General features: G+C 72.1%; 13 protein-coding genes. 3 read left to right on the forward strand and 10 right to left on the reverse strand.

Annotated elements, in window-relative coordinates:
- Positions 1-63: 63 nt before the first annotated feature.
- The 10 genes from M8J73_RS12775 to M8J73_RS12820 form a co-directional block, all read right to left on the reverse strand.
- Positions 64-918, reverse strand: coding sequence for a hypothetical protein (locus tag M8J73_RS12775; RefSeq protein WP_055542040.1), 855 nt, complete (start codon positions 916-918; stop codon positions 64-66).
- Between the two features lie 130 nt (positions 919-1,048).
- A complete protein-coding gene (locus M8J73_RS12780; protein WP_240501677.1) occupies positions 1,049-1,450 on the reverse strand; it encodes a hypothetical protein in 402 nt (133 codons plus the stop codon).
- Between the two features lie 119 nt (positions 1,451-1,569).
- A complete protein-coding gene (locus M8J73_RS12785; RefSeq protein ID WP_055542039.1) occupies positions 1,570-4,539 on the reverse strand; it encodes an aminotransferase in 2,970 nt (989 codons plus the stop codon).
- A 78-nt stretch (positions 4,540-4,617) separates the two neighbouring features.
- Complete coding sequence (locus M8J73_RS12790; protein ID WP_055537936.1) at positions 4,618-5,058, reverse strand: Lrp/AsnC family transcriptional regulator; 441 nt, start codon at positions 5,056-5,058, stop codon at positions 4,618-4,620.
- Between the two features lie 171 nt (positions 5,059-5,229).
- Entirely contained in the window at positions 5,230-6,054 is an 825-nt protein-coding gene (locus tag M8J73_RS12795) for an ABC transporter ATP-binding protein (protein WP_055537935.1), read from the reverse strand.
- On the reverse strand, positions 6,054-8,030 hold the full coding sequence (locus M8J73_RS12800) for a dipeptide/oligopeptide/nickel ABC transporter permease/ATP-binding protein (protein ID WP_249828619.1): 1,977 nt from the start codon (positions 8,028-8,030) through the stop codon (positions 6,054-6,056). The genes M8J73_RS12795 and M8J73_RS12800 overlap by 1 nt, the downstream gene beginning before the upstream one ends.
- Positions 8,020-9,051: an ABC transporter permease gene (locus M8J73_RS12805; protein ID WP_055537933.1), complete on the reverse strand. Its 1,032-nt coding sequence runs from the start codon at positions 9,049-9,051 to the stop codon at positions 8,020-8,022. The genes M8J73_RS12800 and M8J73_RS12805 overlap by 11 nt, the downstream gene beginning before the upstream one ends.
- Positions 9,048-10,475 carry an amidase gene (locus M8J73_RS12810; RefSeq protein WP_055537932.1) on the reverse strand — a complete coding sequence of 476 codons (1,428 nt, stop codon included), beginning with the start codon at positions 10,473-10,475 and terminating at the stop codon, positions 9,048-9,050. Before M8J73_RS12810 ends, M8J73_RS12805 begins: the two co-directional genes overlap by 4 nt.
- A 128-nt stretch (positions 10,476-10,603) precedes the next feature.
- The gene (locus tag M8J73_RS12815; protein WP_055537931.1) at positions 10,604-12,181 is read right to left on the reverse strand and encodes an ABC transporter substrate-binding protein; all 1,578 of its coding nucleotides are present in this window, start codon (positions 12,179-12,181) and stop codon (positions 10,604-10,606) included.
- Positions 12,182-12,455: 274 nt separating this feature from the next.
- Complete coding sequence (locus M8J73_RS12820; protein WP_055537930.1) at positions 12,456-13,073, reverse strand: TetR/AcrR family transcriptional regulator; 618 nt, start codon at positions 13,071-13,073, stop codon at positions 12,456-12,458.
- Positions 13,074-13,219: 146 nt separating this feature from the next.
- Here M8J73_RS12820 and M8J73_RS12825 point away from each other — a divergent pair, with 146 nt between their 5' ends.
- From M8J73_RS12825 to M8J73_RS12835, 3 genes are all read left to right on the forward strand, one after another.
- On the forward strand, positions 13,220-13,480 hold the full coding sequence (locus M8J73_RS12825; RefSeq protein WP_055537929.1) for a hypothetical protein: 261 nt from the start codon (positions 13,220-13,222) through the stop codon (positions 13,478-13,480).
- Between the two features lie 237 nt (positions 13,481-13,717).
- Complete coding sequence (locus M8J73_RS12830) at positions 13,718-15,325, forward strand: amino acid adenylation domain-containing protein (RefSeq protein ID WP_055537928.1); 1,608 nt, start codon at positions 13,718-13,720, stop codon at positions 15,323-15,325.
- A complete protein-coding gene (locus M8J73_RS12835; RefSeq protein ID WP_055537927.1) occupies positions 15,322-16,659 on the forward strand; it encodes an FNR domain-containing protein in 1,338 nt (445 codons plus the stop codon). Before M8J73_RS12830 ends, M8J73_RS12835 begins: the two co-directional genes overlap by 4 nt.
- The last annotated feature ends 63 nt before the right edge of the window (positions 16,660-16,722 follow it).

A 16,722-nucleotide genomic window follows, 5' to 3' on the forward strand; every position in this document is an offset into this window, starting at 1 on the left:
CGGGCGGTGCCCGGTGCGCCCCGGTACGCACCGGCCACCGCGGTCCGGGCCGGGCTCGGCCGGCTACCTGACGTCGATGTGGTCGCCGGGCGCCGTCGCGGAGCCGGTCGTCGTGGTGCCGGCGAAGACGAAGCGGTAGGAGCCGTCCGCGCCGGCCCGGGTGGTGGCCCTCAGGGCGCCACCGCTCCCGCTCTTGACCGTCTTGACGGTGGTGTAGGTGCTGCTGCCCTGCCTGCGGAACTGCAACTGCACCGGCTGGGACGCGTAGCCCGTGTATCTGCCCGTGGCCCAGTCGGCGCGGGTCAGTCTGCCGGTGACCGTGATGGTCCTGCCCCGCCGCACCGGCTCCGGGGAGGCGTTGGCGGTCAGCTCGGCGGCCCGCTTGATCCTGGTCCTGGCGACGTCGTCGTCGTAACTGGCGTTCGCGTAGAGGTCGTAGGCGCCGAGGAAGAGTTTCCAGGTCCCGGCGGTGCCGTTGCCGTCCTTGAAGGCGACCGCCGGGTCGATGGTGAAGACCGTTCTGCAGCTGTAGCTGTAGCCGTCCTGGACCGGCGTCTCCGTGCAGACGGGGTTGTCGTCCGCCCCGAGGGCGCCGGTGATGGTGTCGGTGCTCGAACTGTCGGTGCCCTGCCACAGGAACGCCTGGGTGACGGCCACGCCCTCCTCGTCGAAGGCGGTGAAGGTGACGGGCACGGCCTTCTTGCCCTTCACGCCGAGGACGATGTCCTTGCCCTTGTTGACGACGCCGTCCTTGAAGGTGGTGCCGCCCAGCGCGTCCGGCCGGCCGCCGCCCGAGGCGAAGGCCCCGAGATCCGTCGCCGCGGCGGGGTGCTCCGCCGCCTGGGCGGGCCCGGGAAGGACGAGCGAGGTGAGGACGACGGCGCTGGAAAGGACCGCGGCCGCGGTGTGTATACGCATAGGACTCCCTCAGGACGAGGTGGAACGGCCCCGCCGAACCATGGTCGTGCCAGGGCCTGTTGATGTGATGAAGAGGCCGGTGCTCACCGGGACCCCTCGGAGGGGGCCGGGGCGTACGAGTGCGGGTGCCTCACCGGTCGAACCAGTTCCTGGCCTCCGCGGAAGTGAAGCCCCGCAGCACGGCGAGGGCGAAGACGATACCGGGGAGGGCCGAGACGCCGCCCTGGAGCAGCCCCAGCACACCGCCGACGAGGCTCACCGCCTCGACGACGACGACCGTGACACGGATCGCGTTCGACCGCTTGCCCACGAGAACGCCGCACAGCAGGAGCGCCGCCGCGATCAGCAGCGACAGCACGGCCACGAACCGGATCAGCCCGACCCCCTCGTCCTGACCGTGGTCCACCGCGTCGCTCACCACGGCCAGCAACAGGGCTCCGGCGGCCAGGTTCAGCACGGCCTGGACCCACACCCCCACCGTCGCCAGCCTCACGCTCTTCGGCATCTTCGCCCGCACGCCTGGTGTCGTCATGCACCCAGGAAACGGCACGGCTGTCAGGGACACGTCGGTAGGAGTACGTATTCCACGTACGTACCTGCCGCCGCCGTTGTCGCCGCCGCCGTCGCTCCGGGTCCTCTCCCCGCCAGGAGTCAGCCGGCGTGGCCGAGTTGGGTGAGGGCCACGTCCAGCATGTCGGCGAAGAAGTCGGCCGCGGTGGTGTCGAGGCACAGCGGTGGTTTGATCTTGAGGATGTTGAGGTGGTCGCCGGTGGGCTGGACGACCACGCCGAGGTCGAGCATGCGGTCGCAGAGTTCGGCGGTCTCCTCCGTGGCGGGTTCCAGGCGCTCGCGGTCCCGGACGAGTTCGAGGCCGAGGTAGAGGCCCGAGCCGTGGACGGCGCCGATGATGCCGTAGCGGTCGGCCAGCGCCTCCAGTCGGTTCTTCAGATGGCCGCCGACCCGGACCGCGTTGCCCTGGAGGTCCTCGTCGCGCAGGGTGTCGAGGACGGTGAGGCCCACGACGCTGGAGACGGGACTGCCGCCGGTGGAGGAGAAGAAGTAGCCCTGGTCGCGGTACCGGTCCGCGACCGCCCTGGAGGTGATGACGGCGCCGAGGGGGTGCCCGTTGCCCATCGCCTTGGCGACACAGACGATGTCGGGCACGACCCCCTGCTGCTCGAAGCCCCAGAACCAGTGCCCCAGACGGCCGTATCCGACCTGGACCTCGTCGGCGACGGCGAGGCCGCCGTGGCGCCGTACCGCCGCGTACACCTGGGCGAGATAGCCGTCGGGCAGGGCGACTCCCCCGGCGTTGCCGTAGAAGGTCTCGCCGACGAACGCGCCCGCCGGGCGGCCCGCGGCGGCCAGTTCGTCGAGCAGCGCGACGGCCTCGGGTGCGTAGCGCACGGCGTCCGGCCCGCGACGGCGGCCGCGGTAGGAGTTCGGCGAGTCCACGGTGTGCACCCAGCTCGGGCGGCTGGCCAGGGCGTTGGGGTTGTCCTGGAGCGAGGTGGACACCGCGTCGGAGGCGTACGTCCAGCCGTGGTACGCCTCACGCAGCGCGACGACGTCGTGCCGTCCGGAGGCCCCGATCGCGAGCCGAAGACCCAGATCCACGGCTTCCGAGCCGGAGTTGACGAGGAACACCGTGTCCAGCGGGTCGGGCAGGAGGGCGGCGAGGCGCTCGGTGAACTCCACCACGGAGGCGTAGTGGAAGCGCGAGTTGGTGTTGAGCCGCCGCAACTGCCGGGAGACCGCCTGCTCGACGCGGGGGTGGGCGTGGCCCAGCGGGGTGACGTTGTTGACGATGTCGAGGTAGGAGCGGCCGTCGGTGGACAGCAGATGATGGCGCCAACCCCGCTCGATACGGGGAGGGTTGGCGTAGTAGTGCTCCTGCACGGTGGCGAACACGGCGTCACGCCGGTCGAGCAGGTCCTCCTCGCCCGTGTGGCCGGGGTCGGCCGGGAGGCCGAGGAGCGGGGCCGGGTCGGCGGTGAGCGCGAGCCAGCCGGAGGCGTACTCGGGGCGGACCAGACGCGGGGCGGCGGGGCCGTCGGCGTCGCGCAGCGCGATGTGGACCGGGGTGCCGGAGCCGAGGTGGGCGATGTCCTCGCCCGCCCGCACCGTCGCACCGGCGGTGACGACGGGCCGGTCCGCGTGGGGGAAGGACAGCGACAGCACCTGTGCGCCGTAGGTGAGTTCGACGTGACCCGGCGCAGCGGTGCGGACCGTCCCCGCGGCGGGCGCCTGTACGACGGTGTCCCGGCCGAGCCGGAGGTCCATCCCGGTGGGCACCGTGGCCGGGGACAGCGCCGACAACGCCGGTGTCCGGGTGAGGCGCGGACGGGCGTACGGGATGGCGACGGCGGCTGCTCCGTCCGCGAGGGCGGCGGTCGTCAGCCGGTCCTCGGTGCCGGCGTCCGTCCAGGCGCCGTGGTCCATGGAGTCGGCGTCGGTGCACAGGTCGAGGAGGGCGATGTCGTCGGCGGCGAGGTCCCGCAGGAGAGGGCGTACGGGTGCGTCGGTGCGCGTGGTCCTGGCGGGTGCGTCGGCGAGGCCGGCCGCGTCCCTGACGAGGCGGTTCATCACCGGCAGGGGCAGGCTGGTGGCCTGTTCGAAGATGCGCCACTCATGGTCGAGCGCGTCCTTGGCGTAGGCGTTGTCCTCGTCGACGACGGCCTGGTGCCGTCCGCTGACCACCAGGACGGCGGCGCGCAGCACCACGATCGGCCACACCGCGTCGGCCTCCTCGGCGGAGAGCGGCCGGACGGCGTGGAAGGCGCGGACGGCCGGCAGGACATGGTGGGGCTCTGTGCCGTCGTGGTGGAGCATCGAGGACAGGGCCACGGCGAGTTCGCCCACCGCCCAACTGGTGGTCACGTCACCGAAGTCGATGACCCCGTCGGGCAGGGGCGGACGGCTGTCGGGACGGCGGATCACATTGTCGTCGGTGAGGTCCATGTGCACGGCCTGCGACGGCAGCGCGTCGGCGAGCCTTCGGACCTGGGCCCAGGCCTCCTCGGTCGCGGCCCGGACGGCGGTGCGCCGGTCGGGTTCGGCGATGTGCCCGGCGAGCTTGGCGACGACGCGATCGGCGTGCCGCGGGTCCCACTGCAACACACGGTCGAGGCCGGGGTGCCGGAAGTCGCGCAGGGCGCTGCTGACCTTCCCGGCGAGCGCGCCCATGCCGGCGACGGTGGCGGGAGACAGGTGCCGGGGTCCCGAGAGCGTGCCGCCGGGCAGATGGCGCAGCAGGCGCGCGACGGCCGGACCGCTGTCGGTGTCCACCGTCGTGCGGCGTGGGGAGCCGTCGGGGCGGCGCAGGACCGTGGCGATCCGCAGGTCCGGGCAGGCCGAGGCGATCAGGTCGGCGGCCGCGTCGGCGGCGTCGATCTCCACCGCGCCGAACGCGGGGTTGGCGATCTTCAGGATCGCCAGGGGTGTCCCGTCGCCGGTGTGCAGCAGGAAGTTGGCGTCCTGCTGGCTCCCCAGCGCCTGCGCGCGGGCGGTGAGGCCGAGGTGCGCGGCGGCGATGTGCTCGGCCTCGGCCGGCGTCAGGCGGGGCGCGGGGAGGGCGTCCTCGGCGAAGAAGTCGATCGTGCGGTGCTCGTCGGGCAGCATGCGGGGGTCCTCGGCTGGTGCGGGCGGGACAGGGCTCGGACGCTCGGGCCATCAGAAGGGCCGTAGGTCGGGGAGCCTTCAGTCGACGTGCCACAGGAAGCGGTGGGTGTGGATCGCGAAGTAGGGGAAGTTCTCCACGGCCGCGACACCCTCGACGGGCCGTACGACGTCGTTGATGAAGTCCAGGAGGTCCCGGGGGCCGGGGCACACCACCTCCGCGAACAGGTCGAAGCCGCCCGATGTCAGGACCGTGTACACGACCTCGTCGTGCCGGGACAGTGCGTCGGCGACCGCGCGGGGATCGCCGTCGACGCGCAGGCCCAGCAGTGCCATCGCCTGCTGGCCCAGGGTCATCGGGTCGGTCACCCCGACGACCTGGACCGCCTTGGCGTCGATGAGCCGCTGGAGCCGGAGCCTCGCGGCCGAGGGTGACAGCCCCACCTTGGGGCCCAGGTCGGCGTACGGGATCCGGCCGTCGACCTGCAACTCCCGCAGGATGGCCCGGTCGATGTCGTCCATGCGGACCTCTCCCCTGTACGAATCCGGCAAGCGTGGCGCTTGTTTCAAGCACCATGCCGGATACAGACGCTCGATTCAAGCGTGCATACGACAGAATCGAGCGCAACAAGAAGTCCGGCCCGCCGACGGGGAGGAGTCGGCGGGCCGGGAGCGGGGCGGCACCCGGTCGGTTCAGACCGTGGCGGGCTCGTCGTCGAGGCGGAACCTCGGGTCGCCCGGGACGGACGCGAGGAGCCTGGCGGTGTACGGGTGTTCCGGCTCGGCGAAGGTGGCCGCGGTCGGGCCGAACTCCACGAGGTCCCCGTGCAGCAGGACCGCGACCGTGTCGCTCACATGCCGGACGACGGCCAGGTCGTGCGAGATGAACAGCATCGTCAGCGAGAGCCGGCGGCGCAGATCCGCGAGCAGGTTGAGGATCTCGGCCTGGGTCGTCAGGTCGAGGGCCGAGGTGATCTCGTCGGCGATGACGAACCGGGGACGCGGCGCGAGGGCCCGCGCGATGGCCAGCCGCTGCCGCTGGCCGCCCGAGAACTCGTGCGGGTAGCGGTCCATGCTGTCCGGGTCGAGGCTCACCTGGCCGAGCAGTTCGGCGATCCGGGTCCGCACCGGTCCGACCCTGGCGCGGATCGGATCGAGCGCCTCGGCGAGCGACTGCGCGACGGTGCGCCGTGGGTCGAACGACGAGTACGGGTCCTGCGGGATCATCTGGACCGTCGCGGCTCCCTCCCGTCCGCGTGCGGCGCGCAGCGGGGCACCGTCCACGAGGATCCGGCCCCCCGACGGCCGGTGGACACCGACGAGTGTCCGCGCGAGCGTCGTCTTGCCCGACCCGGACTCGCCGACCAGTGCGAGGGTGCTGCCCCGGGGGATGTCGAACGAGACCCCCTTGAGCACCCTGCGGGCCGCTGCGCCGTGGCCGAGCTCGACGGTGAGGTCCTCGACGCGCAGCAGCGGGTCGGCCGTCCCCGCGTCCGGTGCGGTGGCTGTGGCGGACATCAGCGGCTCCCTTCGGCGGCCGGCGGGCGGTCCGCGGCGGTGTCGGAAAGATCGTCCGACGGCGTCCCGTGCGCCGTTGTCCCGGCCAGCGGCGTCCCATGCGCCGGTGTCCCGTCCAACGGTGTCCCGTCCAGCGGCGCCTTGTCCGGCTGCGTCCCGTCCACCGGCTTCCCGTCGGGCGTAGTCCCGTCCAGCGGCGTCCCGTCCGGCTGGGCCGTGGCCGTGTCGGCCGTCCACCGGACAGCGCTGAGGGGCGCGCCGGCCTCGACCGCGGCGGGCGTCGCCGCGAGCAGCGCGCGGGTGTACGGGTGGGTGACCGTCCCCCGGCGCAGGTCGCGGCCCGTCGTACGGTCGACGACCCGGCCGCCGTGGAGCACCAGGACGGTGTCGCACAGCACGCCCACCACGCCGATGTCGTGCGAGATGAACAGCATCGCCGTGCCGTGCTCGCGGTTGATGCGGCGGAACTGCCGCAGCACCTCCGCCTGCACGGTGACGTCGAGTGCCGTCGTCGGCTCGTCGGCGATGAGGAGCCGCGGGTTCGTCGTCATCGCGGAGGCGATCGAGGCACGCTGGAGCATGCCGCCGCTCAGCTCGTGCGGGTGCTGGCGCAGCCGCCGCTCGGGCTCGGTGACATGGATGTCGGCGAGGGCGCGGGCCATGTCCCGCCGGGCCTGACGCCGAGACGTCCCCAGATGCGTCCGGGCGACCTCGGTGAGCTGGGCCCCGAGCCGCAGCGCGGGGTTGAACGTGCCGATCGGGTCCTGGTAGACGATGCCGATCTCGGTGGCGAGGCGCCGGCCGGGCGGTGTTCCCAGCAGGTCGAGGTCGCCGAGGGCGAGGCGCGTCGCGTTCGCCCGGACACCCTCGGGGAGCAGGCCCGCGACCGCCATGGCGATGGTGGACTTGCCCGAGCCGGATTCCCCGACGAGGCCGACGATCCGGCCGGCCCCGATGGTGAACGACACGTCGTCGACGAGGGTCCGGTCACCGGCCCGCACGGTCAGCCCGTCGACGGTCAGCAGACCGTCCGGCTCGGTGCCGGCCGTGGCCCCGGCACCGCCCGGTGCCCGGAGCGCGCGAGACTCCTTCGCCGGAGTGGCCGGTGCCGCCGTGTCCGCCGCCCCGGTCGGTGCGGGCGCCGTGCCGCGGGTGCGCGGGTCGACGAGCGAGGCCACGCCGTCCCCGAGGAGCATGGCGCCCACACCGGTGACGATGAGCATGATCGACGGAGCGAGGACGACCGACGGCTGGGCGAAGATCGACGGCAGCGCCTCGTTGAGCAGCCGGCCCCAGTCGTACTGCGGGCTCTGTACACCGAGGCCGACGAAGGACAGGCTGCTGATGTCGAGCAGGGACAGGGTGAAGCTGGAACTGAGGAGCACCAGCAGCGGCCCGCTGATGTTCGGCAGGACGTGCCGGGTCAGGATGCGCGGGCCGGGAACGCCGAGCAGCCGCGCGGTGAGCACGTAGTCCTTGTCCGCGACGGTCGCGGCGAGGTTCGCCGTCAGCCGGGCGAACCCGGGGACGCCGGCGACGGCGATCGCGACGATCGCGGACCCCGTGCCCGGTCCGAGCACCGCCGCGATGACGAGGGCGAGCACGAGCGACGGGAACGCCACCGCCGAGTCGATGAGCCGCAGACAGGTCTCGCGCAGCCATCGGGGGGCGAGGTGGACGAGCGCGCCGATCGCGACGCCGACGACGAACGAGACGGCGGTGGCGGCGGCGGCCATGAGCAGGGTGAGGCGGGTCGCGACGAGGGCCCGGGCGAGGACGTCACGGCCGAAGGCGTCGGTGCCGAGGAGATGTTCGGCGCCGGGGCCCAGCCGGGCGTCGTCGGTGAGGGTCTCGGCGGAACCGCTCAGCAGCGGCGGGGCCACGAGGGCCACGACGACGAGCAGCCCGAGGATTACGGCGCCGGCCAGGAGCGACGGGTTGCCGCGCCACCGGCGTACGGTCGTGTCAGTGGCCACGCCGACCTCCGTCGAGAGTGCGGGGGTCGACGATCCCGAGGACGACGTCGACGAGGAGGTTGACGAGCAGGGCGAGCATGCCGACGACGAGGATGATGCCCTGGATCACCGGATAGTCCTTGTAGATGATCGCCTGGACGACCTCGGTGCCGAGCCCCGGATAGGTGAAGACGTTCTCCAGGATGATCGTGCCGCCGAGCAGCGACGTGAGGACGAGCCCGCTCAGGGTGAGGACGCTCGTCACCAGGTTGGGCAGCGCGTGGCGCAGATGGAGGCGCACGGATCCGAGGCGGTGGCCGCGGGCGGTCCTCATGTAGTCCTGGGCGAGGACGGAGGCCGTCTCCTGCCGGACGACCCGGGCGATGGCGAAGGCCGGGCCGATGCACAGCGCGGTGATCGGCAGGACGAGGGCGCTCGGTGTGGTGGCGCCGCCGGACGGCAGCAGGCCGAGGCTGATCGAGAACAGCACGATGAGGAGGGTCGCGACGACGTAGACGGGCGCCGACGCGAGGAGTCCGGCGATCGTGCCGAAGGCGACGCCGAGTCTGCGGCGGCGCCCGTCGCGGGTGAGGACGCCGACGGCCATGCCCAGCGGGACGGCGATGAGCAGGGAGAGCAGCACGGCCGGGATGACGAGCTGGACGGTGTACGGCAGCCGGGTCGAGACGATGTCCGCGACGGGGGTGTCGAACCGGAAGGAGGTGCCGAGGCGCCCGGACGCGATGTCGCCGAGGTAGTGGACGAACCGCGTCGTCATCGGCTCGTCGAGGCCCAGTCGTTCGCGTATCGCCGCGAGGGTGGCCGGGGACGAGTTGGTGCCGGCGATCGCGCGGGCCGGGTCTCCCGGCAGCAGGGGCACGATGAGGAACGTCACGACGACGAGCAGCAGCATCGACATCAGCAGCCCGCCGGCCCGGCGGACGGCGAACCCGGCCCATCCGCCGCCCAGTCGCAGCCCGGGAGCGCGTCGGACGGCCGCGGCGGGCAGCGGCCCGGCCGGGACCGCGGGCCCGGCACTCACAACGCCCCCGCGAGCGCCGCGTCGTCCGGGCGCCGCTCGTGCCAGCGGAACCGCGGTTCGAGCTGGGCGGACAGCCGCAGCAGCGTCGCCTCGTCGTAGGGTGCGCCGATGAGCTGGGCACCGACCGGGAGGCCGTCGGCGGTGGTGTGGACGGGCAGCGAGATGGCGGGCAGCCCGGCGATGTTGACGAACGCGGTGAACGAGACCATCCGGGTCTCGGTGGCCCGCGGACCGTCCGGGTCGGAGTTCGCCTCGTCGTACACGGGGCCGACCGGCGGCGCCACGACGGCCGTGGTCGGGGTGAGGAGGACGTCGAAGTCCCGGCCCCACTGGGCGACCACGTCGCGTGACTCGGCCTGCAATCGGGCCGCCGTCCGGGCGTAGTCGCCGGCGGTGACCTCCAGGGCGGTCTCCCGGCGGCGCCGGATGTAGGGGTCCACCGCGTCGGGGTCGTCGACGTCGATGGCGTAGGTGGAGGCGCTGATGATCGTCCAGGTGAAGCCCATGATCGCCTCGTAGGAGAACATCTTCGGGCGGGCCTCGACGACGTCGTGCCCGAGCGCGCGCAGGGCCTGCGCGGCCGTCAGCGCCGCCGTGCGGCACTCCTCGTCGACGGGCAGCCCGGTCGGCGCGTCGAGGAGCAGGCCGATCCGCAGCCGCCCGGGGTCGGCGCCGACCTCGTCGAGGTAGGGGCGCACCGGTTCGGGCGCGCTGTACCAGGAGAGCCGGTCGGGGCGGCCCATGACGTCGAGCAGGAGGGCCGTGTCGCGCACGGTGCGGGTGATGGCGCCCTCGGTCGTCGAGTGCTCCCAGGCCCGGACGAGCGCGGGCACGCGGCCCCGGCTGGGCTTGAGGCCGATGAGTCCGGTGACGGACGCCGGGACGCGGATCGATCCGCCGCCGTCGCCGGCGTGCGCCACCGGGGCGAGTCCGGCCGCGACGGCCGCGGACGCGCCGCCGCTCGAACCGCCGGAGGTGTGCGCCGGGTTCCACGGGTTGCGTGTCTTGCCGTGCCGGGCGTTCTCGGAGACGGTCAGCGCGCCGAACTCCGGCGAGTTGGTCCGGCCGAGGGGGATCGCGCCGGCGTCGAGGAGGAGTTGGACGTCGGGGTCCGTGACCGTCTGCGGGGTGTCCCGGATCGCCAGCGAGGACATGGTGTTGGGCTGTCCGGCGACGGAGCTGAGGTCCTTGATGGGGACGGGGACGCCGTGCAGCGGGCCGAGCGGCTCGCCGCGCAGCACCGCCCGCTCGGCCCGGACGGCCGCCGCGCGCACGGCGTCGGCGTCGAGCCAGACGACGGCGTTGACGGCGGGGTTGATCCGCTCGATGCGGTCGAGATAGGTCTCGGCCACCTCCACCGGGCTGACCTCTTTGGTGCGGATGAGGTCGGCGATCTGCTGGGCGGTGCTGTAAGGGTCGATCACCAGGGGGCTCCTGTGTCGGAAACGGTGCGAGGGGAGTCGGAGGGCCGGTCGGTCAGCCGGTGATGCGCAGGAGTGCGGAGGGCCGGTCGGTCAGCCGGTGATGCGCAGGAGTGCGGAGGGCCGGTCGGTCAGCCGGTGATGCGCAGGATCGGGTCGTCGAGCGAGCCGCCGAGCATCTGTGCGCTGAAGCCCTCGCGCAGTGCGTAGATGAACGGGTCGTTGACCAGCGGCACCGCGTCCACGTTCGAGATCAGGGCCTTGGCGGCCTTCCGGTAGGCGGCGCAGCGGGCCCCTTCGTTGGTCGCCTCGGCGGCCTGGGCGAAGGCCTTGTTCAGGGCGGGGTTCTTCACCGCGCCGAGGTTGCCGCCGCCCTCGGGCACGGTCGGGCCGACGAAGTGGCCGAGCGGGTTGGCGAGGGTGCCGAGGAAGTTGAGGTCGGCGAAGACCGTGAGGTCCCAGGCGTCGGGCTTGCCGAACACGGTCCCGACCCAGGCACCGACGTCGACGTTGGCGAGGGTGACGTCCGCGCCCGCGGCCCGCAGCGCCTCCTGGACGTACTGGTTCCCGGCGCCGGCGGGCCCGACGACCTGGGGGCCGACGAGGCGGATCTTCTTGCCCTTGAGCACGTCGGCCGCCGCGGCCTTGTCCTTCGGTACGAGGGACGAGGAGTCGGGGTCGTTGCAGGGGATGTTCTTCTGCACGAACATCGTCGACGGCTCACCCGTGTCCTTGGAGACGACCTTGGTGAAGGCGGCGCGGTCGACGGCCTGGGCGACGGCCCGGCGGGTGGCGACGTCCTCGAAGACGGTGCCGGGGCGTTCGTTGAACAGCAGGTAGAAGTCGGAGAACCGGCTGATGCTGACGCTGTGGCCGTTCACGCCGTCGAAGCGGGGGATGCCCGAGGCGTCGATCTTGCCGATGTCGAGCTGTCCGCTGGTCACGAGGTTGCCGGTCGCGGTCGGGTCGGGCGAGACCAGGTACTCCATGGTCGTGGCGACCTTGCCGGGGATCTTCGTGCGCCAGGCCGGCCATGCCTTGTACTCGGGGCGCAGCGTGTAGGAGTACGAGACGCCGGACTGGGACTTCCGCAGAAGGTACGGGCCGGACTGCGAGCCCTCGGCCTTTCCGGCGGCGAGGGCCTTTACGTCCTTGAGCCCCGCCGGGCAGACGATGCCCGTGCTCGCGACCGACAGGCCGGTGACCATGTCGCCCCACGGCCTGGCGAGCGCGATCTCCACCTTGTTCGCCGCGTCGTTCGCGGTCACCTTCACCTTGTTGCCGGGGCCGAAGACCGTGGGCAGGTCGGGCGCCGCCGTCCTGGGGTCGGCGAAGCGGTCGAGGGACGCCTTGACGATCTTCGGAGTGATCGGTGTCCCGTCGGCGCACGTGGCGTCGGTGCGCAGGGTGAACGTCGCCGAGGTCGGCGTCGCTTTCCAGTCGGTGGCCAGACCGCCGACGAGCCCGCCGTCGTCCTTGCGCACGAGGGTGTCGTAACTGTTCCGGGCCAGTTGGTAGTCCGGCAGGGACAGCGCCTTGACCGGGTCGAAGCTGGCCGGCACGTCGATCGTCGTCCGGATCTTCGTCGCGTCGGCGGCGTCGCCGCCCGGGCCTCCGGACGTCGCGCCTGTGGTGGTGCAGCCGGCGAGGACGGCCGTCATGGCTACGGCCGCGGTCACGGGGACCGCGCGGGTACGGGTGTGGCGCATGAGTGCTCCTGGAGAGGGGTGTCGCGCTCTGCGCGGGTCGCACGGGATCGGCGGGACGAGCGCGAGCAGGTACGGGCGGAGGCGGTGCGCGTGACGCTCGGCGGACGCTGCGCGGGAGCGGTCCGTGGAGCTCTCGGTGGGGAGAGAATGCCGCCTAGTTAACGGCGTAGTCAATAGCGTTAACTATCTTTGGCCATGGAGTGGCGGAACCCCTGCCGGTCGGCGGCAGTGAAGTCCTGCGGGTGGCGCGTGTCAGTCGCGCGGGTGGCGCGTGTCAGTCGCGCGGGAGCGTCGCCGCCTCCGCCTCGAGGGCGGTGAGGAGGATGTCCATCTGCCGGTGGAAGACCTCCGTCATGTCGAGGCTGCGCAGGTGTTCCTTGGCCGCCTCGGCATAGGGGTACGTGGCGGGGTCGGCCGGCTGGTACTCCTGCACCCAGTTGACCTCGGCGCCGAACCGCTGGTTGACGAGCCGCCAGGCGTTGTTGCTCGCCATGGAGAGGGCGAAGTTCGAGAACGCCTGGTAGTGCAGGACGGCCGCCCGGCCGCGCCAGCCGCCGCGGTGGAACGCCTCCAGGACGGCGTCGACGGCACGCAGCTCGTGAAGACCGCGGGTGACCCGCCCCATGCAGAGCGCGGCGGCCGCCGGGTGATCCATGGCGGTGTTCCAGGCACGGATCGCCAGGTCCCGCAGCGACTCGGTCCATGACTCGTGGGGCTCGTACCCCTCCAGGCAGAGCCTGTCGATCTCCTCCGCCACGGCGACCATGATGTGGTCGCGACTGGCGAAGTGCCGGTAGACCGCGGTCGCGGAGGAGGACAGTTCCTTGCCGAGCCGCTGGAAGGTCAGCGCGTCCGGCCCGTCCTCGTCGAGGATCCGCAGCGCGGTCGCCACGATGAGCCCCCGGGAGAGAGTCCCCCGTTGGAGTCGCTTCGTCGACCGGCCCCCAGCCGCTGCCACTCGAACGCCTCCCTAGGACGGACGGCGGACCCACACCGCCACGGCCTGCGCCTCTTCACCGACGAAACCGGCCCCAGCCTATGCGACCCATTTCAACCGGGTCACCCTGGACCGGGCACCCCCTGCTCGGGCAGCACGCCGACGGCCGACGAGGCCTCGACCTCGGCGCCACCCTGCCCGCCGCCCGCATCTCACAGATCACCCGCCGCTACACAGGCGCGTTCTTCGACCTGCACCTCCGGCACAGGCCCCAGCCCCTGCTCGACCAGCCGTCACCCCAGTACCCCGAAGTGGGTTTCTGTTCCACGGCCACGCCGAGCCGTTGCACGAGCGGTATGTGAGGTTCCTGCTGCCTGTCCGTACGGAAGCTGTCCGTGTGCCGTGAGTCCAGCCATGTGACTTGTTTTGTCAGTGACGCAGACCACGTTGAACGTTGAAACTGTTAGAGCCGCCACCGCACTTCGGTGTTGCCGCTCTGCACCTCCGCACGATGCTCGACGTCTCCACATGATCGAGGCACGTCAGCGTTCAGTAGCCCGAGGCATCTTCACCCCACACAGCCAGGAGGTCTGTGAGGCATGCCCCTGAGCCATCTGTCCCCCCGAGACAGGGCCCTGTTCTGGCAGTTCGGCCAAGGCCCTGAAGTCCTCGTCCCCCACCCTCTCGTCCACCAGGCCGTCGAACGGCGGGCCACCGCCGCGCCGCACGCGGTCGCCGCCGAGCACCAGGGCACGACGATCACGTACGGCGAGCTGAACCGTCGCGCCGACCGGCTCGCGGCGAGACTCGTCCGGGAGGGCGTACGGCCCGGCGATCACGTCGGCCTCTTCGTACGCCGCTCCATCCCGATGCTCGTCGGACTGCTCGGCACGCTGAAGGCCGGCGCCGCGTACGTCCCGCAGGACATCGGGCTCACCCCCGCCGCCCAGTTGCGGCACGTGATCCGCACCGCCGGGATCCGGGTCGTCCTCACTCAGTCGGAGCACACGCTGCGGGTGCCTCCGGCTGACACGGGACAGCGCCTGATCACCCTCGACGACGATCTCACCGATCTCTCCACGCAAGGCCCGGTCCGCCTCGAACGGCCCGTGCGCCCCGACGACGGGTGCTACGTCCTGTTCACCTCCGGCACGACCGGCAAGCCCAACGGCGTCAAGGTCACCCACCGCAATGTCGCGAACATCCTCCTCACCGCCCCCGGTGACCTGGGCATCCGCCCGGGTGACCGAGTCGCTCAACTCCTCAACATCGCCTTCGACATGGCCGCCTGGGAGATCCTCGGCTGTCTCGCCCACGGCGGCACACTCGTCGTCCGCGGCAAGGACGTCGCGGCCGCGGCCCGTACGGCGGACGTACTGATCGCGACGCCGACGGTGCTGTCGGGGATCGACCCGGCGGACTGCCCCCACGTGCGGACGGTGGCCGTCGCGGGCGAGCCGTGCCCTCGGCCGCTCGCGGACGCCTGGGCCCGGCGGTCCGCCTTCCACAACTCCTGCGGGCCCACGGAGACGACGATCGTCAACACGATGCGCCGCCACCGCGTGGACGACGCCCTGCTCACGATCGGCCGCCCCACCCCCAACAACACGGTGTACGTCCTCGACGAGCACCGGCGTGTGCTGCCCATCGGGGAGGTCGGCGAGATGTGGGCCGGGGGCGACTGCGTCTCGGCTGGCTATCTGAACAACGAGGCGCTGAACGCCGAGCGGTACGCCCCCGACCCCTTCCTCGGCGGCGGACGCCGTATGTTCCGCACCCGCGACCTCGGCCGCTGGACACCGGACGGCGAACTGGAGCATCTGGGCCGTACCGACGACCAGGTCAAGGTCCGCGGCTTCCGCGTGGAACTCGACTCCGTCTCCTCGGTGCTGGAGTCGGTGGCGGGCTGCGCCCGCGCCGTCACCCTCAAGCGGGACGCCCGCAGCCTGATCTCCTTCGTCTGCCCGGCCGACGTCGACCCGGACACGGCCCGACGCGCGGTGGCCGACGTACTGCCGTACTACTGCGTGCCGGCCACCGTCCTCCCGGTGGCCGCGCTGCCGGAGACAGACCGGGGCAAGGTCGACCGGGGCGCGCTGCTGCGGCTGGCGGCGGAACGGGAGGAGGCCGCGCGGGCGGTGACGGCTCCCGGCGTGGGAGCACCCCTGCTGCCGGTGGCGGCGGTACACGAGGGGGCGGCCCGATGACGTCGTCCATCGAGACCACGTCGGCCGGGACGGTGTCCGCCGGGACGGGAGGCACCCGGCAGGCATCGCCTCCCGCGCCCCCGGCGCCTCCCGCCGCTCTCGCCGAACTCCCCCCGCTCACATCCGCGCCCCGTCGCCTCCTCAAGCACCCCCGCCTGATGCACTACAACCGCCTGGCGGCCCTGGTGATACTGGCCAACATCGGTGTGGCGGCGGCGAGTTGGACACCGGACGCCGAGACCATGGGATACGCGGCCCTCGGGAACCTCGCGCTCGCCGTGGTCGTACGGCAGCAGTACGTCATCAACCTCTTCTTCCGGCTGGCGACCCGGGCTCCTACGAGCTGGCCGTTGAAGGCGCGGTGGACGCTCGGCAAGGTGTACCACTTCGGTGGACTGCACGTGGGCGGGGCACTGGCCGGGGCGGTGTGGTTCCTCGCCGGGACGGTCGCGACGACCGCCGACGGCGCCAACGGGCCTCTCGTCGCGGTGAGTTGGTCCCTGTTCGCTCTGCTCGCCGTCATCGTCGCCACCGCCTTGCCGCCGTTCCGTTCCCGCTTCCACGACCGCTTCGAGAAGATCCACCGCTTCGGCGGCTGGAGCGCCCTCGCCCTGTTCTGGACGCATACGCTGCTGGGCGGGCAGGGGCCGGTCGCCCTCGGGGTGCTGGCCGTGGTCACCTTCAGCGTCGCCCTGCCCTGGCTGCGGCTGCGCAAGGTGGACGTACGGATCGAAAGGCCCTCCGCGCACGTCGCGCTGGCCCGGTTCGACCATGGCGTGACCCCCTTCGCGGGGTCCTCCACCGCCATCAGCCGCAGCCCGCTCACCGAGTGGCACTCCTTCGCCAACGTGCCCTCACCCGGCCAACCCGGCTTCCGGCTGACCATCTCCCGTGCGGGCGACTGGACGGGCTCGTTCATCGACGACGCGCCATCGAAGGTCTGGGTCAAGGGCATCACCACGGCCGGGGTCGCCAACATCGAGACGCTGTTCAGCAAGGTGATCTATGTGGCCACCGGGAGCGGGATCGGCCCCTGTCTGCCGCATCTGCTGGCCGCCGAGGTGCCCTCACGGCTCGTGTGGGCCACACGCGATCCCCGCAGGACCTACGGGGACGATCTGGTCGACGAGATCCTCGCCGTCCAGCCGAACGCGCTGGTCTGGGACACCTCTCAGCACGGCAAACCGGACATGGTGCGGCTCGCGTACACCGCGTACCGCGACTTCGGCGCCGAAGCCGTCATCTGCATCTCCAACAAGAAACTGACCTGGCAGGTCGTCCACGGTCTGGAGCGGCGCGGCATTCCCGCGTACGGCGCGATCTGGGACTCATGACGAAGGGACGAAGGGACGAAGGGACGAAATGGCGAACCGTCAGGATCGAGGGAAACGGAGAGG

This window comes from Streptomyces neyagawaensis (assembly GCF_023516595.1).
Taxonomy (GTDB): Bacteria; Actinomycetota; Actinomycetes; order Streptomycetales; family Streptomycetaceae; genus Streptomyces; species Streptomyces neyagawaensis.

Excerpts from the sequence above, each read along its gene's own strand:
- M8J73_RS12785 (WP_055542039.1), bottom strand. The coding sequence starts at position 4,539 with ATGCTGCCCGACGAGCACCGCACGATCGACTTCTTCGCCGAGGACGCC.
- M8J73_RS12790 (WP_055537936.1), bottom strand. The coding sequence starts at position 5,058 with ATGGACGACATCGACCGGGCCATCCTGCGGGAGTTGCAGGTCGACGGC.
- M8J73_RS12795 (WP_055537935.1), bottom strand. The coding sequence starts at position 6,054 with ATGTCCGCCACAGCCACCGCACCGGACGCGGGGACGGCCGACCCGCTG.
- M8J73_RS12830 (WP_055537928.1), top strand. The coding sequence starts at position 13,718 with ATGCCCCTGAGCCATCTGTCCCCCCGAGACAGGGCCCTGTTCTGGCAG.
- M8J73_RS12825 (WP_055537929.1), top strand. The coding sequence starts at position 13,220 with ATGCGACCCATTTCAACCGGGTCACCCTGGACCGGGCACCCCCTGCTC.
- M8J73_RS12775 (WP_055542040.1), bottom strand. The coding sequence starts at position 918 with ATGCGTATACACACCGCGGCCGCGGTCCTTTCCAGCGCCGTCGTCCTC.
- M8J73_RS12815 (WP_055537931.1), bottom strand. The coding sequence starts at position 12,181 with ATGCGCCACACCCGTACCCGCGCGGTCCCCGTGACCGCGGCCGTAGCC.
- M8J73_RS12835 (WP_055537927.1), top strand. The coding sequence starts at position 15,322 with ATGACGTCGTCCATCGAGACCACGTCGGCCGGGACGGTGTCCGCCGGG.
- M8J73_RS12780 (WP_240501677.1), bottom strand. The coding sequence starts at position 1,450 with ATGACGACACCAGGCGTGCGGGCGAAGATGCCGAAGAGCGTGAGGCTG.